The organism is Enterobacter sp. DNB-S2 (assembly GCF_019443845.1).
GTDB classification, from domain to species: Bacteria; Pseudomonadota; Gammaproteobacteria; order Enterobacterales; family Enterobacteriaceae; genus Enterobacter; species Enterobacter asburiae_B.
On record NZ_CP050520.1, the window covers coordinates 1,464,155 to 1,481,169 of the forward strand.

Sequence of the window (17,015 nt, forward strand, 5' to 3'; positions counted from 1 at the left end):
ACAATGGGGCGTTTGAGAATTTATTATGCTAATCAAATTGTTAACTAAAGTTTTTGGTAGTCGTAACGATCGTACCCTGCGCCGTATGCGCAAAGCTGTTGCCGTCATCAACGGTATGGAACCGGCGATGGAGAAGCTCTCTGATGACGAGCTAAAAGCGAAAACGGCGGAATTCCGTGCGCGTCTGGAAAAAGGTGAAACCTTAGAAAGTCTGATCCCGGAAGCGTTTGCTGTCGTGCGCGAAGCGAGTAAGCGCGTATTCGGCATGCGTCACTTCGACGTCCAGCTGCTGGGTGGTATGGTGCTCAACGAGCGCTGCATCGCGGAAATGCGTACCGGTGAAGGTAAAACCCTGACCGCAACGCTGCCGGCTTACCTGAACGCGCTGACTGGTAAAGGCGTTCACGTGGTTACCGTCAACGACTATCTGGCGCAGCGTGACGCCGAAAACAACCGCCCACTGTTCGAATTCCTCGGTATGACCGTCGGCATCAACATGTCCGGCCTGCCTGCGCCAGCCAAGCGCGAAGCGTATAACGCGGACATCACCTACGGCACCAACAACGAATACGGCTTCGACTACCTGCGTGACAACATGGCGTTCAGCCCGGAAGAGCGCGTACAGCGTAAGCTGCACTATGCGCTGGTGGATGAGGTTGACTCCATCCTGATCGATGAAGCGCGTACTCCGCTGATCATCTCCGGCCCGGCTGAAGACAGCTCCGAGATGTACCGTAAGGTCGACAAAATCATTCCACACCTGCTGCGTCAGGAGAAAGAGGACTCGGATACCTTCCAGGGTGAAGGTCACTTCTCCGTAGATGAAAAAGCGCGCCAGGTGAACCTGACCGAACGTGGTCTGGTGAAAATTGAAGAGCTGCTGGTAGCTGAAGGCATCATGGAAGAGGGCGAGTCCCTGTACTCTCCGAGCAACATTATGCTGATGCACCACGTGACCGCTGCACTGCGCGCCCACGCGCTGTTCACCCGCGACGTCGATTACATCGTTAAAGACGGCGAAGTGATCATCGTCGATGAACACACCGGCCGTACCATGCAGGGACGTCGCTGGTCTGACGGTCTGCACCAGGCTGTGGAAGCCAAAGAAGGTGTGGATATTCAGAATGAAAACCAGACGCTGGCGTCTATTACCTTCCAGAATTATTTCCGTCTGTACGAGAAGCTGGCGGGGATGACCGGTACTGCTGATACCGAAGCGTTTGAATTCAGCTCCATCTACAAGCTGGATACCGTGGTCGTTCCAACCAACCGTCCGATGATCCGTAAGGATATGCCGGATCTGGTGTACATGACCGAAGCGGAAAAAATTCAGGCGATCATCGAAGATATTCGCGACCGCACTGCCAACGGCCAGCCGGTTCTGGTGGGGACCATCTCCATCGAGAAATCTGAAGTGGTTTCTCACGAGCTGACTAAAGCAGGTATCAAACATAACGTTCTGAACGCCAAATTCCACGCCAAAGAAGCGGACATTGTTGCGCAGGCGGGTTATCCGGCTGCCGTAACCATTGCCACCAACATGGCGGGTCGTGGTACCGATATTATGCTGGGCGGTAGCTGGCAGGCTGAAGTGGCGGAGCTGGAAAACCCAACGCCAGAACAGATTGCGCAGATCAAAGCCGACTGGCAGGTTCGTCATGACGCCGTCCTGGCTTCCGGCGGTCTGCACATTATCGGTACAGAGCGTCACGAGTCTCGTCGTATCGATAACCAGCTGCGTGGCCGTGCGGGTCGTCAGGGTGATGCCGGTTCATCCCGCTTCTACCTGTCTATGGAAGATGCGCTGATGCGTATTTTCGCCTCCGACCGCGTATCCGGCATGATGCGTAAGCTGGGGATGAAACCTGGCGAAGCCATCGAGCACCCTTGGGTGACTAAAGCGATCGCTAACGCACAGCGTAAAGTGGAAAGCCGCAACTTTGATATTCGTAAGCAGCTGCTGGAATATGATGATGTGGCTAACGATCAGCGTCGTGCAATCTATACTCAGCGTAACGAACTGCTGGACGTGTCCGACGTGAGCGAAACCATCAACAGCATTCGTGAAGATGTGTTTAAAGCCACCATCGACGCGCATATTCCACCGCAGTCTCTGGAAGAGATGTGGGATATCGAAGGCCTGCAGGAACGTCTGAAAAATGACTTTGACCTCGATCTGCCAATCAAAGAGTGGCTGGATAAAGAGCCTGAGCTGCACGAAGAGACCCTGCGCGAACGTATCTTTGAAACCGCGCTGGACGTCTACAAGCGTAAGGAAGAGGTTGTTGGCGCTGAAATGATGCGTCATTTCGAAAAAGGCGTGATGCTGCAGACGCTCGACTCCCTGTGGAAAGAGCACCTGGCGGCGATGGACTACCTGCGTCAGGGTATTCACCTGCGCGGCTATGCGCAGAAAGATCCGAAGCAGGAATATAAGCGTGAATCCTTCTCCATGTTTGCTTCTATGCTGGAATCACTGAAGTACGAAGTGATCAGCACCCTGAGCAAGGTTCAGGTGCGTATGCCGGAAGAAGTGGAAGCGATGGAGCAGCAGCGTCGTGAAGAAGCCGAGCGTCTGGCACAGATGCAACAGCTGAGTCATCAGACCGACGACAGCGAAGCCGCAGCGGCGATCGCCGCGCAGACCGGCGATCGTAAAGTGGGTCGTAACGATCCTTGCCCGTGTGGTTCCGGTAAAAAGTACAAGGCGTGCCACGGCCGTCTGAGCTAAGTTCATAAAAAAACAAAAAGGCGCAGATATCTGCGCCTTTTTTATGGAAGTGACAATATGAAAATACTGCAAATTGCCGTCGGGATTATTCGCAACCCGCAAAACCAAATCTTCATCACTCAGCGCGCTGCCGACGCCCATATGGCGAACAAGTGGGAGTTTCCAGGCGGTAAAATCGAGTCAGGTGAAACGCCGGAAGAGGCGCTGGTTCGGGAGCTTCAGGAAGAGGTGGGGATCACCCCGCTTAGCGCAACGCTGTTTGATAAGCTTGAGTACCAGTTTCCGGACAGGCACATTACGCTGTGGTTCTGGCTGGTGGAAAACTGGGAGGGAGAACCCTGGGGAAAAGAGGGACAGCCGGGTAACTGGGTGGAACTTCAGGCAAGTGATGCTGAAAAATTCCCGCCAGCTAATGAACCCGTGATCCTGCGGTTAGTCGCACAACCGTAGGCCTGCTGAGCGAAGCGCCAGCAGGCTTTACAGATTACTGCTGGGTTTCACTCCAGTCATCGCTGTCCGAGAGATCGCCTTCGCTAGGTATGCGTTTCTCTTCCGCCGCCCATTCGCCCAGGTCAATGAGCTGACAGCGCTTGCAGCAGAATGGGCGGAACGGACTGACTTCGCCCCAGACAACGGTTTTGCCACAGGTTGGGCAGCTTACGGTGGTGACATCAGACATCGGCACTCCTTAACAACAGGCCAGTTCAAAATCGAGACGTTCCGGCACGGTGCCATTTTCACTGTCCAGCGGCATAAAGCGAATCGCAAAGCGGCTCTTATGCCCGGAAATCTGTGGGTAAAGCTGTTCGCCGAGAGACAGATTGAGACGCAGAAGATCGGCATCATCACCGTTATCCTGGAAGAAACCATTCAGGCTGGTTTGCTTGCGGAACGGCGCAGAGTTACGGATCAGATCGAGGATCAGCGACAGCGTCTGGTGCATTGGCTCCAGGCTTGCCAGCCAGCTGTTTACTTGTGCGTCACGCTGCGCCTGTGGCATATGTAGCCACATATGCAGCGTCGGCAGGTCGAAGCTACAGCAGCCGCCAGGGATGCTCAGACGCTGGCGCACCAGGCCAATCAGGCGGTCTTCACGCAAAAACTGCCCGACGCGCGGCGCGGCCATCAGGACGGCACTGCTGCTTTTCAACTGCTGGCGGAGCGCGTCGATACGGCTCTGATCTACGCCGGGGACCTCCGTCCATGCCTGTAATTTACGCTGCTGGCGCTCCAGCTCTTTGAGTAATTCTGTGCGGACATCGCCGCGTTCAATCACATCCAGCAGATCGCCTACGTTGCGGAAGAAGTGCAGCGCGGTGGCATGATCGTTAACAGGCAGATGTTGTGAAAGTTGTTGAATAAGGAATTCGATGCGCAGCCAGGTGCGCATTTTTTCGTTGAGCGGATGCTCAAAAAGGATGTGTGTCGACATTATGGTTTTTCCTGTGCAACGGCCTGCGCGGCGAACGTCAGATACTGCGCGTGCAGACGGGCAACATCCGATGCAATGGCATCTGGTGCGCCGTTATTATCAATAACATCATCCGCCACGGCAAGGCGCTGAGCGCGCGTAGCCTGAGCGGCAAGAATTTGTTCAGCATGCTCCCGAGAGACGCGATCGCGCGTCATGGTTCTCTGGATTTGCGTTTCGGGTGCGACATCAATCACCAGCACACGATCGGCTTTCTTCTGCAGCTGATTTTCAACCAGTAGCGGAACCACCCACAGGACATAGGGCGAGCGGGCTGCGGCTATCTGACGTTGAGTTTCCTGGTGGATGATGGGGTGGAGCAGGGCATTAAGCCAGTCTTTTTCCGCAGAATCAGAAAAAATACATTCGCGAAGCTGACGGCGATTCAGTGTGCCATCGGCACTGATGACTGCCTGACCAAAATGTTCTGCGATGGCCTTTAGCGCGGGTGTATTGGGCTCTACCACCTGGCGGGCAATGATATCGGCATCAATAATCGTGATACCCAAACGAGAGAACGCGTCCGCAACGGTACTTTTGCCACTACCGATGCCGCCGGTTAATGCGACGATATACCCCATTAATTCAAATCCTGGGAATTATTCATTATTAAAATCAGTTGTTTAAAACTATTAGGTGCGCTGGCAACTGTTTGGCCCTGTTTACCGGCTTTTTACCAGGTAAATTTATAGGATTGTAGCGTAAAAAAAGAGAATTTCGCAGTCTTGCGGAGCAGGTATTAGTGCGTATGATAACGTCACTGGAGTTGTGCTTTTAACATATTTGCCTCTAACCCCAGGAATCCGCACATGCGTATCGAAGAAGATCTGAAGTTAGGTTTCAAAGACGTTCTTATCCGCCCTAAACGCTCTACACTGAAAAGTCGCTCAGACGTTGAACTCGAACGTCAATTCACCTTTAAGCATTCCGGTCAGACCTGGTCTGGCGTGCCGATCATCGCTGCCAACATGGATACTGTGGGAACCTTTGAGATGGCAACCGCCCTGGCACAGTTCGACATTCTCACCGCCGTGCACAAACATTACAGCCCTGAAGAGTGGAATGCGTTTGTTGCGTCCGCGCCTGCTGACGTGGTGAAGCATGTGATGGTTTCTACCGGCACTTCCGATGCCGATTTCGAGAAGACCAAACAGATCCTGAACGCTAACCCAGCGCTCAACTTCGTTTGTATTGACGTGGCGAACGGTTACTCCGAACACTTCGTGCAGTTCGTCAGCAAGGCGCGTGAAGCCTGGCCGACGAAAACCATCATCGCGGGCAACGTGGTGACCGGTGAAATGTGTGAAGAGCTGATCCTTTCCGGTGCAGATATCGTGAAAGTGGGGATTGGCCCGGGTTCCGTGTGCACGACCCGCGTCAAAACCGGCGTCGGTTATCCGCAGCTTTCCGCCGTCATTGAATGCGCCGATGCGGCGCACGGTCTGGGCGGTCAGATCATCAGCGATGGCGGCTGTACCATGCCGGGTGATGTTGCGAAAGCCTTCGGCGGCGGCGCAGACTTCGTAATGCTCGGCGGTATGCTGGCAGGCCACGAAGAGAGCGGTGGTACCGTTGTTGAAGAGAACGGCGAGAAATTTATGCTGTTCTACGGCATGAGCTCTGAATCCGCGATGACCCGTCACGTCGGTGGCGTGGCAAAATACCGTGCGGCAGAAGGTAAAACCGTGAAACTGCCTCTGCGCGGCCCGGTTGAATACACCGCGCGCGATATCCTCGGTGGCCTGCGCTCGGCCTGCACCTACGTTGGGGCATCCCGCCTGAAAGAGCTGACGAAACGTACGACGTTTATTCGCGTTCAGGAACAGGAAAACCGCGTGTTCAATAGCCTGTAATGGCTTCTGCTGGCGCATGCCCGTGCGCCAGCACTGTGTAGCCCTAACCCGCGCTCATCGCATCTCCCAGATGGAAAATCGGTAGGTACATTGCCACCACCAGCGTGCCGATGATGACCCCTGTCACAATCAGAAGCACTGGCTCGAGAAGTGCCGCCAGATTATCTGCCCGTTGAAAGGTCTGTTCCGTGTGGTGCCGGGCGAGATTTGCCAGCATGATGTCCAGCGCACCTGACATTTCACCGGTTCGTAAAAGCTGAATACACAGCGGGGTAAAGATGGCCGCTTTCTGAAAGGATGACCAGACGGGGAGACCTTTTTCAATGTCCTCCCGAACGCTGCGGAGTATCCCCCGCCAGTAACAACTTTCAACGGTCTCCTCTGCGCTCTCCAGTCCCTGTAAAAAGGGGATACCTGCCTGCTGCGTAAGTGACAGTACGGTAAAGATGTGTCCCAGTTTTTGGCCTTTTGCCAGCGCGCCCATCACGGGCGTATGGATCAGCATGCGCTGCCAGCGAGGGTTCTGCCTCAGAGCCCAGGCGGCGGCTAAGGGCGCTAATAACGCGGCGAACAACGCGAGGGCATAGGACTGGATAAATGCGGCCATCCCCATGACCATTTGTGTCAGCATCGGAAGCGGCGTGTTAAACGTTTTGTAGATCGCGGCAAACTCGGGCAAGACCAGAATGACCATCGCCAGCACCACGAGTAAGGCCAGCGTCAGGACGATCGCCGGATAGCGCAGGGCCTTTTTCACTTTCTCTCTGAGCTGCTGCTGCGCTTTTTGCTGCTGCGCGAGCTGGCGGCAGCACTCCTCCAGTTTCCCTGTGAGCTCACCGGTTTTCACCATCGAGACATGCAGTGGGCTAAACACCGCTGGCCACTTTTTTAGCGACTCAGAAAAGGGGGATCCCTCACTGAGCTCATCGGCAATGCTTTGCAGCAGCGCCTGCCACGGTTTTAACGGATGTTGCTCTGCCAGCATCTGCAGGCTGTGGGACAACGTCAGCCCCGCCTGCAGAAGCGTCGCGAGCTGGCGAAACATCTCGTAGCAGTGATGCGGCCGCCAGCGGTGCCGCTGAGCGCATCGGGTCAGCGCCAGAGGATGGAGATCGCTACGCATCAGCCTGGTGAAGGCGGCATTGCGGTCTGTGGCCCAGAGTGTCCCGCTTCGGGGCTCACCTTCTTTGGTGAGTGCTCGCCAGCGCCAGAGCTGATTAGCAGCCATCCGGCATTCCCAGCACGCGCACCAGCTCTTCGATCGTGGTCAGCCCTTTTTCGACGGCCATGCAGCCGTGCTCAAAAAGAGAAATCATTCCCGCCTGCCGGGCACTCGCCTCTATCACTTCGATTCCCGCCCCGCTGGCAATGGCCTGGCGCAGGGTATTGTCGATCGCCAGTACTTCAAAAATGGCCACGCGGCCATAAAAACCGTGATAACAGCGATCGCAGCCGGTGGGCTGCCAGCGTGGAAGCGGTCTTGACCATACGGCGCGTGGTAATTCAGCATGCTCGCTGGCTTCCCGGCGACAGTGCGGGCACAAACGCCGGACCAGCCTCTGGGCAATCACCATCGAAAGCGCGGAAGATATCATCCAGCGCGCGACGCCCATCTGCTCCAGGCGAATCAGGGTTTCCGTCGTCGAGTTGGTGTGCAGCGTTGACAGCACCAGATGACCGGTCTGGGCGGCATTAATGGCAATTTCTGCCGTTTCACCGTCACGGATTTCGCCGACCATAATGATGTCTGGATCCTGACGCAGCAGCGCCCTCAGCACGCTCTGGAATGTTAAACCCGCCCGGGGATTAATCTGCGTCTGGTTTAATCCCGCAAGGGGGATCTCAATCGGATCCTCCACGCTACAGATGTTGACGTCAGGGGTATTACGCGCCTGCAGCGCGCTGTACAGCGTCACGGTTTTGCCGCTGCCGGTGGGGCCGGTGACCAGAATGAGCCCCTGCGGCTGGTGGAGAACCTCATTGAAACAGGCCAGTTGTTCTGCGCTCATGCCAAGCGCTTTCGGCTCAAGAGCCTGCTGAACCTGATGCAGCAGACGCAGAACAATTTTCTCACCACCGCTACAGGGAAGCGTCGCGATCCGAAACGAGACCGGCTCGTTTGCCAGCTCAATCGTAAACTGACCGTCCTGAGGTAAACGACGTTCTGCAATATCAAGATTACCCAGCACCTTTAAACGTGCGCTGAACAGGCTTGCCAGCGAGGCGGAAAGCGGAGGCTGGGGGCAAAGAACCCCGTCGATGCGTAACCGAATCTGGCATGCATGCTCCATCGGTTCGATATGAATGTCGGAGGCGCGCTGGTTGATTGCCTGCTGCAGCGTGTGGTTGAGGATATCCACCGTCGAGTGTGTTTGCGAAACGACGGGCAGATGCGATTGTGACGTTAGCTGCCGGTGTTTTTCCATGCGCTCAGCGCTCCAGCACTCAATATCAATCCGTTTCTGGGTCGCGAAGCGCAGCGCCTCCATGAGTTCAGCCGCGGGGCTGCCCACGACGGCGATGCTGACCATCTCACTGTCGCTGGTGAGCAGCAGAGCGTGATGGCGCTGACAAAGCGCCACGAGTTGATCGGTATTCATTATCCGCTCCTCAGTTATTGTCGAAGCGGAAAACGTCTTCGCAGGCCTGTTTCAGGGCGCTGTCAGCACTGATGTTGCAGTCGCGCGTCCAGCCCGTCATACCGTTGCCGTCGCTCCACCGTGGCGTCATGGTTACCGTCAGCCCGTTAAGACTCTCCTGTCCTGTTAAGGTCACGGTCCCTTTCGCCACGCTCATTCCTGAAACGTAGCGTGTCGTGGTGGGGGAAGGGATACCGTTACTGCCAGCGTCGCAGCTCTCCACGCCACCGTGATCCAGCGCGCAAAGCTCAATGGCCGTGCGGTAGGGAACGAAAGTTTGCAGCATATCGGTCAGCGCCGCCTTGCGCAGGTAGTTCTGATAGGCGGGAACGCCGATGGCGCTCAGAATCGCAATGATGCCAATGACCACCATCAGCTCAATGAGTGTGAAGCCTTGTTGTCTGTCCATATCTGCTCCTTATGCAAAGTGGCGCTACTTTGTCAGCGGGAAAGAGCAGAAACGAGAGGCAAAAAAGGGAACGGGAAGGAGGCTTCAGAGAATTTACTCAGTGTTGCAGGGAAGAACAGCGGATCTGCGAGCGGGGCTGAAATTCCCCTCTCCGGGTGGAGAGGGGAGAATGCGTTATTTGAAGCGCATTGAGAGGTCGAGGGCGCGAACGTGTTTGGTCAACGCGCCGACGGAGATGTAATCCACGCCGGTTTCGGCGAATTCACGGATCGTTTCGAAAGTGACGTTCCCGGACACTTCAAGCTGGGCCCGGCCGTTAGTCAGTTTTACCGCCTCGCGCATCTGCTCTGTTTCGAAGTTATCGAGCATGATGATATCGGCCCCGGCCTTAATCGCCTGCTCCAGCTCTTCCAGACTTTCGACCTCTACCTCGACAGGCACATCCGGGTGCAGCCAGAAGGCTTTCTCCACCGCCTGACGCACGGAGCCAGAGGCAATAATGTGGTTCTCTTTAATCAGGAAGGCGTCGGATAAGCCCAGGCGATGGTTTGCGCCGCCGCCGCACAGCACCGCATACTTCAGCGCGGTGCGCAGGCCCGGCAGCGTTTTGCGGGTATCCAGCAGCTGGGTGCGGGTACCGGCCAGCAGGTCAACGTAGCGACGCACTTCGCTGGCCACGCCAGAGAGCGTTTGTACAAAATTGAGCGCAGTACGTTCGCCGGTCAGCAAGACGCGGGAAGGACCGTCCAGTTCAAACAGCGGCTGGTTTGCCGTAATTGCATCGCCGTCTTCAACGTGCCAGATAATCTGCACATCATCACCCGCCAGCTGGGTAAAGACCTCTTCAACCCAACGCTTGCCGCAAAAAACGCCGTCTTCACGGGTGATAATGACCGCGTGCGAGCGCGTCTCTTTTGGCAACAATTGTGCGGTAATATCCTTATCAGCGTTAACGTCACCGCCCAGATCTTCTTTCAAAGCATGGGAGACGCTTGCCGGAATATCCATATTAATACGTTCCAGAAGCGCTTCACGTCGGTGGTCGGGGTTGTAGCGGCGAGGCGGCATGATAAAACTCCAAATTGGTAACGAATCATAATATTGAAACATGCTACTCTGAACCGAGTCATTGCACCATACAGAAGGAGTTCCAGCATGTTGTTAGAAAACGGATGGCTGGTGGATGCGCGGCACGTGCCCTCGCCGCACCACGATTGCCGCCCGGAGGATGAAAAGCCCACACTGCTGGTGGTTCATAATATTAGTCTCCCGCCGGGTGAATTTGGCGGCCCGTGGATCGATGCGTTATTCACGGGAACGATTGATCCCGATGCTCATCCCTTCTTTGCTGAAATTGCACATCTGCGCGTATCGGCTCACTGCCTGATTCGTCGCGATGGTGAAGTGGTTCAGTATGTTCCCTTTGATAAGCGCGCCTGGCATGCCGGCGTGTCGATGTATCACGGGCGCGAACGGTGCAACGATTTTTCTATCGGAATCGAACTGGAAGGCACAGATACGACGCCCTACACCGATTCACAGTATCAACAGCTAGCGGCTGTGACCCGCACGCTTATCGGACTCTACCCGGCTATCGCCGACAATATCACGGGACACAGTGATATAGCCCCGGAGAGAAAAACCGATCCCGGCCCGGCCTTTGACTGGCCCCGGTTTCGCGCCATGCTCACCGCGTCGTCAGAATAAGGAGATACCATGACGTTGTTTACCATGCTGCTGGTTATGATCGCTGAACGCCTGTTCAAGCTCGGCGAGCACTGGCATCTGGATCACCGGCTGGAGGTATTATTCCGCCGTATCAAACATTTTTCCATGCTGCGCACGCTGCTGATGATGGCAGGGGTGATGGTCATTACGTTCCTGCTCCTGCGTTCGCTGTACGGACTCTTTTTCAACGTGCCGCTGCTGGTGGTGTGGATCCTGCTTGGGGTGCTGTGCATTGGCGCAGGCAAGGTGCGTTTACACTATCACGCATACCTGAAAGCCGCCTCCCGTGACGATGCCCATGCGCGCGGTGCCATGGCGAGCGAGCTGACGATGATCCACGGCGTGCCGCCGGACTGCGACGAGCGCGAATTCCTGCGCGAGCTGCAAAACGCGCTGCTGTGGATTAACTTCCGTTACTATCTTGCGCCGCTGTTCTGGTTTGTAGTGGGGGGCCCGCTGGGGCCGGTACTGCTGATGGGATATGCGTTCCTGCGCGCCTGGCAGACCTGGCTTGCCCGTTATCTGACACCGCATGAACGTCTGCAGTCCGGTATTGACGCCATCCTGCACGTGATCGACTGGCTCCCGGTGCGTCTGGTCGGCGTGGTGTACGCGTTAATTGGTCACGGTGAAAAAGCGCTGCCCGCATGGTTCGCTTCTCTTGCCGATCGCCATACGTCGCAGTACCAGGTGCTAACGCGTCTGGCGCAGTTCTCGCTGGCGCGTGAGCCGCATACCGACAAGATTGAAACGCCGAAAGCCGCTGTCTCCATGGCGAAGAAAACGTCGTTTGTGGTGGTGGTTATCGTGGCGCTGCTGACTATCTACGGCACGCTGGTGTAGGCCAGCGCGCCGCAAAGGCTAAAGCGTATCCGCGGGCGGGATGCCGAAATCAGGCATCCCGCTTTCATTCCAGCGGACAAGCTTCAGTCGGGTATGGCGATTCGGATCGTACAGCGGGTCGCCCTCAATTTCGGTGTAATTCCGCGCGTGATACACCAGCACATCTTCCCCTTCCGGCGTTTGCGTAAAACTGTTGTGGCCCGGGCCGTACTGACGATTTTCGTAGCTGGTAACGAACACCGGATGGGGGGATTTGTGCCAGTTTGCCGGGTTTTGCGGATCGGCATTCAGGTCTATCCACAGTAGACCCATGCAGTAGTTCTCGTCGGTAGCGCTGGCGGAATAGCTGATAAACAGCTTATCGCCGTGAACCAGTACCGCCGGGCCTTCGTTGACCCAAAACCCGCGACGCTCCCAGTCGTGGTCAGGCTTGCTGAGCATCACCGGCTCGCCTTTCAGCGTCCACGGGTTCTCCATTTCACACAGATAAAGATTGGAGTTACCGGTGATGTCCGGCGCTTTTTGCGCCCACAGATACCAGCGTTTCCCCTGATGTACAAAGGTGGTGGCGTCCAGAGCGAAGGTATCGAAAGGCGTTTTGATTTGCCCTTTCTCCACCCACGTGCCGGTGAGCGGATCGCCGTCGGCACATTCAATGGCGAACATACGGTGCTGGAACATTCCGAGCGCGTCGAGCGCCTGGGTGTGCGTCGCAGCAAAATAGATGTACCACTTCCCGTCGATGTGGTGCAGTTCCGGCGCCCAGATCAGCTGGCTCATCGGGCCGGTGTTGGGTTTGTGCCAGACCACCACTTCTTCGGCATTACGTAAGCCTTCCAGAGACTCTGCGCGGCGGATCGCCAGCCTGTCGTACTCCGGCACGGAGGCGATAAAATAATACTGCCCCTCGTGGCGTAAAATGTACGGATCGGCGCGTTGTTCAATAAATGGGTTTGGCCAGGTTTGCATTCGGCTTTCCTTATTTTGTCTCTGCGGCTTTGAGTTCCTGATAATCATTCAGCTCGCGGTAGTTATTGCGACGCTTTTCCAGATCGGACTGGATCTGCTTCATGGTTTCGCGGTCCACTTTCAGCAGGCGCACTACGCCAGCGGTAACTAAGTATCCAATGCCGGGAATGACGGTAAAGAGCAGCACGATCCCATTAATGGCGTCCGCGCTCTGCGCTTTTGCGCCCGCGTCATAGCCGTACCAGGAGAGCAGGAAGCCGACCATCGCCCCGGCAATCGCCAGCCCCAGCTTCAGGAAGAAGATGTTGCCGGAGAAGCTGATCCCGGTGATGCGCTTACCGGTCTTCCACTCGCCGTAGTCGTCCACGTCGGCCATCAGCGACCAGTGCAGCGGAGACGGGATCTGGTGCAGGATGTTCAGCAGGAAGTAGAGCACCACGATGGTGGCGGTGGCTTTCGGGTCGAAGAAATAAAAGGCGGTTGAGAAAATCGCCAGAACGATATTGGTCCAGAAGAAGACCTTGAGCTTACACCAGCGGTCGGTCAGCACTTTTGCCAGCACGCTGCCGAGCATCATGCCGACCACGCCCAGGCTGATAAACAGCGTGGCGAAATGGGTGCTCTGGCCCATCACCCAGGTGACGTAATACATGGTGGCCGCCATGCGGATAAAGCCCGGGCAGACGTTGCACAGGGTCAGGAGCAGAATGCGTACCCACTGGTCGTTCTTCCACACGTCTTTCAGATCGTTTTTCAGCTCGTCGTTGGTCTGTACCGCCGGGCGCACGCGCTCGCGCACGGTGGCGAAGCAGAACAGGAACATGCAGGTTCCAATCAGCGCCAGAACGGTCATCGCCATTTGATAGCCTTTGGCTTTGTTATCCCCGCCAAACCAGTCGGCCATCGGCAGCAGCGTTAATGAGAGCAGCAGCGTGGCGATGCCGACCAGCACGAAGCGATACGACTGGCAGGCCACGCGCTCCTTTGGATCGTTGGTGATCACCCCGCCCAGCGAGCAGTAGGGAATGTTGATGGCCGTATAGGTTAAAGAGAGCAGGAAGTAGGTGACAAACGCATAGATAACTTTGCTGTTATAGCTCCACTCCGGCGTGGTGAACATCAGAATGCTGAACAGCGCGTAGGGGAAAGCGATCCACAGCAGCCATGGACGAAACCGACCATATTTGCTGCGGGTACGGTCAGCAATCGCGCCCATGATCGGGTCCGTTACGGCGTCAATCACGCGCACGGAAAGCAGCAGCACGCCGACCAGCGCAGGGGCGAGGCCAAAAATATCCGTATAAAAATAGTTAACAAACAGCATGATGGCGCCGAAGATGATATTGCATCCCGCGTCGCCCATCCCATAGCCGATCTTTTCTTTTACTGACAGTGTGTTGTTATCCATCGACAGCTCTCCGGTTTACGGTATGGAGAGAATTATTTGCTGGCAAAGGAATATATGCGTTGCAGTATCAGGGCGGTGATATGGATAAATGCGCTGTGGGCGTGAAAGTGTGAGGGAGGTAACAACGCGCGGCACCCGCAAAAGCAGGCGCCGCGGAGAGAGGCTTAGTGTGCTTTCATGGCATTACGGCTTTTCTGGCTGAAGAGATAGCCCACGCCAAGGATCGCAATCCAGACCGGGATCAGGTAGACGGAAATCGCCATACCCGGGGTGATCAGCATGATCACCAGTACGGCCGCCATGAACACCAGGCACACCCAGTTGCCCAGCGGATAGAGCAGGGCAGGGAAGCGGGTGGTGACGCCCTGCTGCTGCTTGGCGCGGCGGAACTTCATGTGCGCCAGGCTGATCATCGCCCAGTTGATGACCAGGGCAGAGACCACCAGTGCCATCAGCAGGCCAAACGCCGATTCCGGTGCCATATAGTTAATGAGCACGCACAGCGCGGTCACAACCGCCGAAACCAGAATTGTGTTTACCGGCACGCCGCGTTTATCGACGTTGAGCAGCGCTTTAGGCGCGTTGCCCTGCTGGGCCAGGCCGAACAGCATGCGGCTGTTGCAGTATACGCAGCTGTTGTAAACGGAGAGCGCTGCTGTCAGAACAACCACGTTGAGTGCGTTTGCTACAAAGGTATCGCCCAGCTCGTGGAAGATCAGCACAAACGGGCTGGTGTCGGCGGTCACGCGCGTCCACGGCAGCAGGGAGAGCAGCACGGCCAGCGAGCCCACATAGAAGATCAGAATGCGGTAGATAACCTGGTTAGTGGCTTTTGGAATGCTCTGCTCCGGGTTGTCGGCTTCAGCAGCGGTGATGCCCACCAGCTCCAGGCCGCCGAAGGAGAACATAATGATAGCCATCATCATCACCAGACCGGTCATGCCGTGAGGCAGGAAGCCGCCCTGTTCCCAGAGGTTGCGCACGGTTGCCTGCGGGCCGCCGTTGCCGCTGAACAGCAGCCAGCCGCCAAAGATAATCATCGCCACAACGGCAATGACCTTGATGATAGCGAACCAGAACTCCATCTCACCGAACACTTTTACGTTGGTCAGGTTAATGGCGTTAATAATGACGAAGAAAGCCGCTGCGGAGGCCCAGGTTGGGATCTCGGGATACCAGAACTGAATGTATTTCCCGACGGCGGTAAGCTCGGCCATGGCAACCAGAACGTACAGCACCCAGTAGTTCCAGCCCGAGGCGAAACCGGCAAAGCTGCCCCAATATTTATAGGCAAAGTGGCTGAAGGAGCCTGCGACCGGCTCTTCAACGACCATTTCACCCAGCTGGCGCATAATCAGAAAGGCAATAAAGCCGGCAATCGCGTAACCCAAAATAATGCCGGGACCGGCTGACTGGATAACGGATGCGCTGCCCAGAAACAGGCCGGTACCAATCGCACCGCCCAGTGCGATGAGCTGTATATGGCGGTTTTTAAGCCCGCGCTTTAGCTGATCGCCGTGCTGTTGAGCTTCCATTTGAAACCTCGTGTGTGGTTGTTATGTTCACGCTGTGCGTGTGTAATTATGAAAATCCATATTCTGTATTTATTTCTTTACGGTTAACGAGACCGAAAAAAGCGGACATGACTTCCGTAAGCGCAAGAATAGTGGTAAGCGCCTGCGAATGCACCTGCTTTATGAAGGGGTGATGACGACTTGAATAAAAAGAAAGCATTTGTAAATCGGCCCGCTCATTCTTCCTAACCCAACCTATAGAATAGAAATGCTCCGTAAGTGGGCGAATTTTCATTATTTGCCTTGTTGAATCGCTTCAGATTGCAAAAACCCTCGTTTCATTATGGTTAAAACTCCCTCTTAAGGAGTAATCAACTCATTTGTGCAAAGTTACATTTCTGAAACGTTATTTCTGTAAGGTTGTTAAAATGTGCAGGGTTTACTGATTTCAATCAAAACCAATATGGACAGAAGGTGAATACTTTGTTACTTTAGCGATACGAAATAGAAATTGGTAAGACCAATTGACTCCGGGCAAAAAGGCGTAAGACAGGGAATATGGCCTACAGCAAAATTCGCCAACCAAAACTATCTGATGTGATTGAGCAGCAGCTGGAGTTTTTAATCCTCGAAGGGACTCTGCGCCCGGGTGAGAAACTTCCGCCAGAACGCGAGCTGGCAAAACAGTTCGACGTTTCACGTCCCTCTCTGCGTGAGGCGATTCAACGTCTCGAAGCAAAGGGCTTGCTGCTTCGTCGCCAGGGCGGCGGAACCTTTGTGCAAAACAGCCTGTGGCAGAGCTTCAGCGATCCGCTGGTAGAACTTCTCTCTGACCACCCAGAATCCCAGTTTGACCTGCTTGAGACCCGTCACGCGCTTGAAGGTATTGCGGCCTATTACGCCGCCCTTCGCAGCACTGATGAAGATCGCGTGCGTATCCGCGAACTGCATCAGGCCATTGAACGGGCACAGCAGTCCGGCGATCTAGACGCCGAGTCCAGCGCCGTCGTCCAGTATCAAATAGCCGTCACCGAAGCGGCCCACAACGTGGTGCTCCTCCATCTGCTACGCTGCATGGAGCCCATGCTGGCCCAGAACGTTCGTCAGAATTTTGAATTGTTGTATGCCCGTCGGGACATGCTCCCACTGGTAAGCAACCATCGCACCCGAGTATTCGAGGCGATAATGGCCGGGGAACCGGAGCAGGCGCGCGAAGCGTCGCACCGACATCTGGCTTTCATTGAGGAAATCTTGCTGGACCGCAGCCGTGAACAATCGCGTCGCGAACGTTCATTACGCCGCATACAGCAACGAAAGGATTAAGCGCCAGGTACTTTTAGAGCGCGGCAACTAAACGCAGAACCTGTCTTATTGTGCTTTTGGTTGTTCAAATAGTTCGGGTTATATCGCGGCGGCAAGCGCGCGAATCCCCGGGAGCATAGCGAACTAT

Annotated in this window: 17 protein-coding genes; 6 read left to right on the top strand and 11 right to left on the bottom strand. The window is 55.6% G+C overall.

Going from position 1 to position 17,015, the window contains the following annotated elements; translation table 11 throughout:
* The first annotated feature begins 25 nt into the window (after positions 1-25).
* Together secA and mutT are read left to right on the top strand one after the other, a co-directional pair.
* Positions 26-2,731, top strand: a complete 2,706-nt coding sequence (gene secA / locus HB664_RS06890) for a preprotein translocase subunit SecA (protein WP_023310402.1) — start codon at positions 26-28, stop codon at positions 2,729-2,731.
* Positions 2,732-2,788: 57 nt separating this feature from the next.
* Positions 2,789-3,181: an 8-oxo-dGTP diphosphatase MutT gene (gene mutT, locus HB664_RS06895; RefSeq protein WP_045888157.1), complete on the top strand. Its 393-nt coding sequence runs from the start codon at positions 2,789-2,791 to the stop codon at positions 3,179-3,181.
* Positions 3,182-3,215: 34 nt separating this feature from the next.
* Here mutT and yacG read toward each other — a convergent pair whose 3' ends face one another.
* From yacG to coaE, 3 genes are read right to left on the bottom strand one after another with little or no spacing between them, the layout of a single operon-like run.
* The gene (yacG, locus tag HB664_RS06900) at positions 3,216-3,410 is read right to left on the bottom strand and encodes a DNA gyrase inhibitor YacG (protein WP_023310404.1); all 195 of its coding nucleotides are present in this window, start codon (positions 3,408-3,410) and stop codon (positions 3,216-3,218) included.
* 9 nt (positions 3,411-3,419) lie between these two features.
* Positions 3,420-4,163, bottom strand: a complete 744-nt coding sequence (gene zapD, locus HB664_RS06905) for a cell division protein ZapD (RefSeq protein ID WP_023310405.1) — start codon at positions 4,161-4,163, stop codon at positions 3,420-3,422.
* Complete coding sequence (coaE, locus tag HB664_RS06910; RefSeq protein WP_039260810.1) at positions 4,163-4,783, bottom strand: dephospho-CoA kinase; 621 nt, start codon at positions 4,781-4,783, stop codon at positions 4,163-4,165. Before coaE ends, zapD begins: the two co-directional genes overlap by 1 nt.
* Before the next feature lie 228 nt (positions 4,784-5,011).
* Here coaE and HB664_RS06915 point away from each other — a divergent pair, with 228 nt between their 5' ends.
* Positions 5,012-6,055 (top strand): GMP reductase, encoded by a 1,044-nt coding sequence (locus tag HB664_RS06915; RefSeq protein WP_033144634.1) that lies wholly within the window; start codon positions 5,012-5,014, stop codon positions 6,053-6,055.
* Between the two features lie 43 nt (positions 6,056-6,098).
* On the opposite strand, the gene hofC is transcribed toward HB664_RS06915, so the two are convergent.
* From hofC to nadC, 4 genes are all read right to left on the bottom strand, one after another.
* Positions 6,099-7,283 carry a protein transport protein HofC gene (hofC, locus tag HB664_RS06920; RefSeq protein WP_219940529.1) on the bottom strand — a complete coding sequence of 395 codons (1,185 nt, stop codon included), beginning with the start codon at positions 7,281-7,283 and terminating at the stop codon, positions 6,099-6,101.
* A complete protein-coding gene (gene gspE / locus HB664_RS06925) occupies positions 7,273-8,655 on the bottom strand; it encodes a type II secretion system protein GspE (protein ID WP_219940530.1) in 1,383 nt (460 codons plus the stop codon). Before gspE ends, hofC begins: the two co-directional genes overlap by 11 nt.
* A gap of 10 nt (positions 8,656-8,665) precedes the next feature.
* On the bottom strand, positions 8,666-9,103 hold the full coding sequence (gene ppdD / locus HB664_RS06930) for a prepilin peptidase-dependent pilin (protein WP_058840541.1): 438 nt from the start codon (positions 9,101-9,103) through the stop codon (positions 8,666-8,668).
* A 174-nt stretch (positions 9,104-9,277) separates the two neighbouring features.
* Positions 9,278-10,171: a carboxylating nicotinate-nucleotide diphosphorylase gene (nadC, locus tag HB664_RS06935; protein WP_033144643.1), complete on the bottom strand. Its 894-nt coding sequence runs from the start codon at positions 10,169-10,171 to the stop codon at positions 9,278-9,280.
* 87 nt (positions 10,172-10,258) lie between these two features.
* Here nadC and ampD point away from each other — a divergent pair, with 87 nt between their 5' ends.
* Positions 10,259-10,810, top strand: a complete 552-nt coding sequence (gene ampD / locus HB664_RS06940) for a 1,6-anhydro-N-acetylmuramyl-L-alanine amidase AmpD (RefSeq protein WP_024907473.1) — start codon at positions 10,259-10,261, stop codon at positions 10,808-10,810.
* 9 nt (positions 10,811-10,819) lie between these two features.
* A complete protein-coding gene (gene ampE, locus HB664_RS06945) occupies positions 10,820-11,674 on the top strand; it encodes a beta-lactamase regulator AmpE (protein WP_167819009.1) in 855 nt (284 codons plus the stop codon).
* 18 nt (positions 11,675-11,692) lie between these two features.
* Here ampE and HB664_RS06950 read toward each other — a convergent pair whose 3' ends face one another.
* The 4 genes from HB664_RS06950 to HB664_RS06965 all read right to left on the bottom strand — a co-directional run bounded on the left by HB664_RS06950 (position 11,693) and on the right by HB664_RS06965 (position 15,860).
* Positions 11,693-12,643: a family 43 glycosylhydrolase gene (locus HB664_RS06950; protein WP_048975009.1), complete on the bottom strand. Its 951-nt coding sequence runs from the start codon at positions 12,641-12,643 to the stop codon at positions 11,693-11,695.
* Between the two features lie 10 nt (positions 12,644-12,653).
* Complete coding sequence (locus HB664_RS06955) at positions 12,654-14,051, bottom strand: glycoside-pentoside-hexuronide (GPH):cation symporter (protein WP_033144647.1); 1,398 nt, start codon at positions 14,049-14,051, stop codon at positions 12,654-12,656.
* 164 nt (positions 14,052-14,215) lie between these two features.
* Positions 14,216-15,586 carry an aromatic amino acid transporter AroP gene (gene aroP, locus HB664_RS06960; RefSeq protein ID WP_029739677.1) on the bottom strand — a complete coding sequence of 457 codons (1,371 nt, stop codon included), beginning with the start codon at positions 15,584-15,586 and terminating at the stop codon, positions 14,216-14,218.
* 46 nt (positions 15,587-15,632) lie between these two features.
* Positions 15,633-15,860 carry a hypothetical protein gene (locus tag HB664_RS06965; RefSeq protein WP_080934400.1) on the bottom strand — a complete coding sequence of 76 codons (228 nt, stop codon included), beginning with the start codon at positions 15,858-15,860 and terminating at the stop codon, positions 15,633-15,635.
* A gap of 263 nt (positions 15,861-16,123) precedes the next feature.
* Between HB664_RS06965 and pdhR the strand changes: the two genes are divergently transcribed.
* Positions 16,124-16,888: a pyruvate dehydrogenase complex transcriptional repressor PdhR gene (gene pdhR / locus HB664_RS06970; protein WP_008501960.1), complete on the top strand. Its 765-nt coding sequence runs from the start codon at positions 16,124-16,126 to the stop codon at positions 16,886-16,888.
* Positions 16,889-17,015: the final 127 nt, after the last annotated feature.

Coding starts and splice junctions, on each gene's coding strand:
- HB664_RS06915 (WP_033144634.1), top strand. CDS start 5,012: ATGCGTATCGAAGAAGATCTGAAGTTAGGTTTCAAAGACGTTCTTATC.
- HB664_RS06955 (WP_033144647.1), bottom strand. CDS start 14,051: ATGGATAACAACACACTGTCAGTAAAAGAAAAGATCGGCTATGGGATG.
- hofC (WP_219940529.1), bottom strand. CDS start 7,283: ATGGCTGCTAATCAGCTCTGGCGCTGGCGAGCACTCACCAAAGAAGGT.
- yacG (WP_023310404.1), bottom strand. CDS start 3,410: ATGTCTGATGTCACCACCGTAAGCTGCCCAACCTGTGGCAAAACCGTT.
- HB664_RS06965 (WP_080934400.1), bottom strand. CDS start 15,860: ATGAAAATTCGCCCACTTACGGAGCATTTCTATTCTATAGGTTGGGTT.
- secA (WP_023310402.1), top strand. CDS start 26: ATGCTAATCAAATTGTTAACTAAAGTTTTTGGTAGTCGTAACGATCGT.
- ppdD (WP_058840541.1), bottom strand. CDS start 9,103: ATGGACAGACAACAAGGCTTCACACTCATTGAGCTGATGGTGGTCATT.
- mutT (WP_045888157.1), top strand. CDS start 2,789: ATGAAAATACTGCAAATTGCCGTCGGGATTATTCGCAACCCGCAAAAC.
- ampE (WP_167819009.1), top strand. CDS start 10,820: ATGACGTTGTTTACCATGCTGCTGGTTATGATCGCTGAACGCCTGTTC.
- gspE (WP_219940530.1), bottom strand. CDS start 8,655: ATGAATACCGATCAACTCGTGGCGCTTTGTCAGCGCCATCACGCTCTG.
- HB664_RS06950 (WP_048975009.1), bottom strand. CDS start 12,643: ATGCAAACCTGGCCAAACCCATTTATTGAACAACGCGCCGATCCGTAC.
- coaE (WP_039260810.1), bottom strand. CDS start 4,783: ATGGGGTATATCGTCGCATTAACCGGCGGCATCGGTAGTGGCAAAAGT.
- zapD (WP_023310405.1), bottom strand. CDS start 4,163: ATGTCGACACACATCCTTTTTGAGCATCCGCTCAACGAAAAAATGCGC.
- aroP (WP_029739677.1), bottom strand. CDS start 15,586: ATGGAAGCTCAACAGCACGGCGATCAGCTAAAGCGCGGGCTTAAAAAC.
- nadC (WP_033144643.1), bottom strand. CDS start 10,171: ATGCCGCCTCGCCGCTACAACCCCGACCACCGACGTGAAGCGCTTCTG.
- pdhR (WP_008501960.1), top strand. CDS start 16,124: ATGGCCTACAGCAAAATTCGCCAACCAAAACTATCTGATGTGATTGAG.
- ampD (WP_024907473.1), top strand. CDS start 10,259: ATGTTGTTAGAAAACGGATGGCTGGTGGATGCGCGGCACGTGCCCTCG.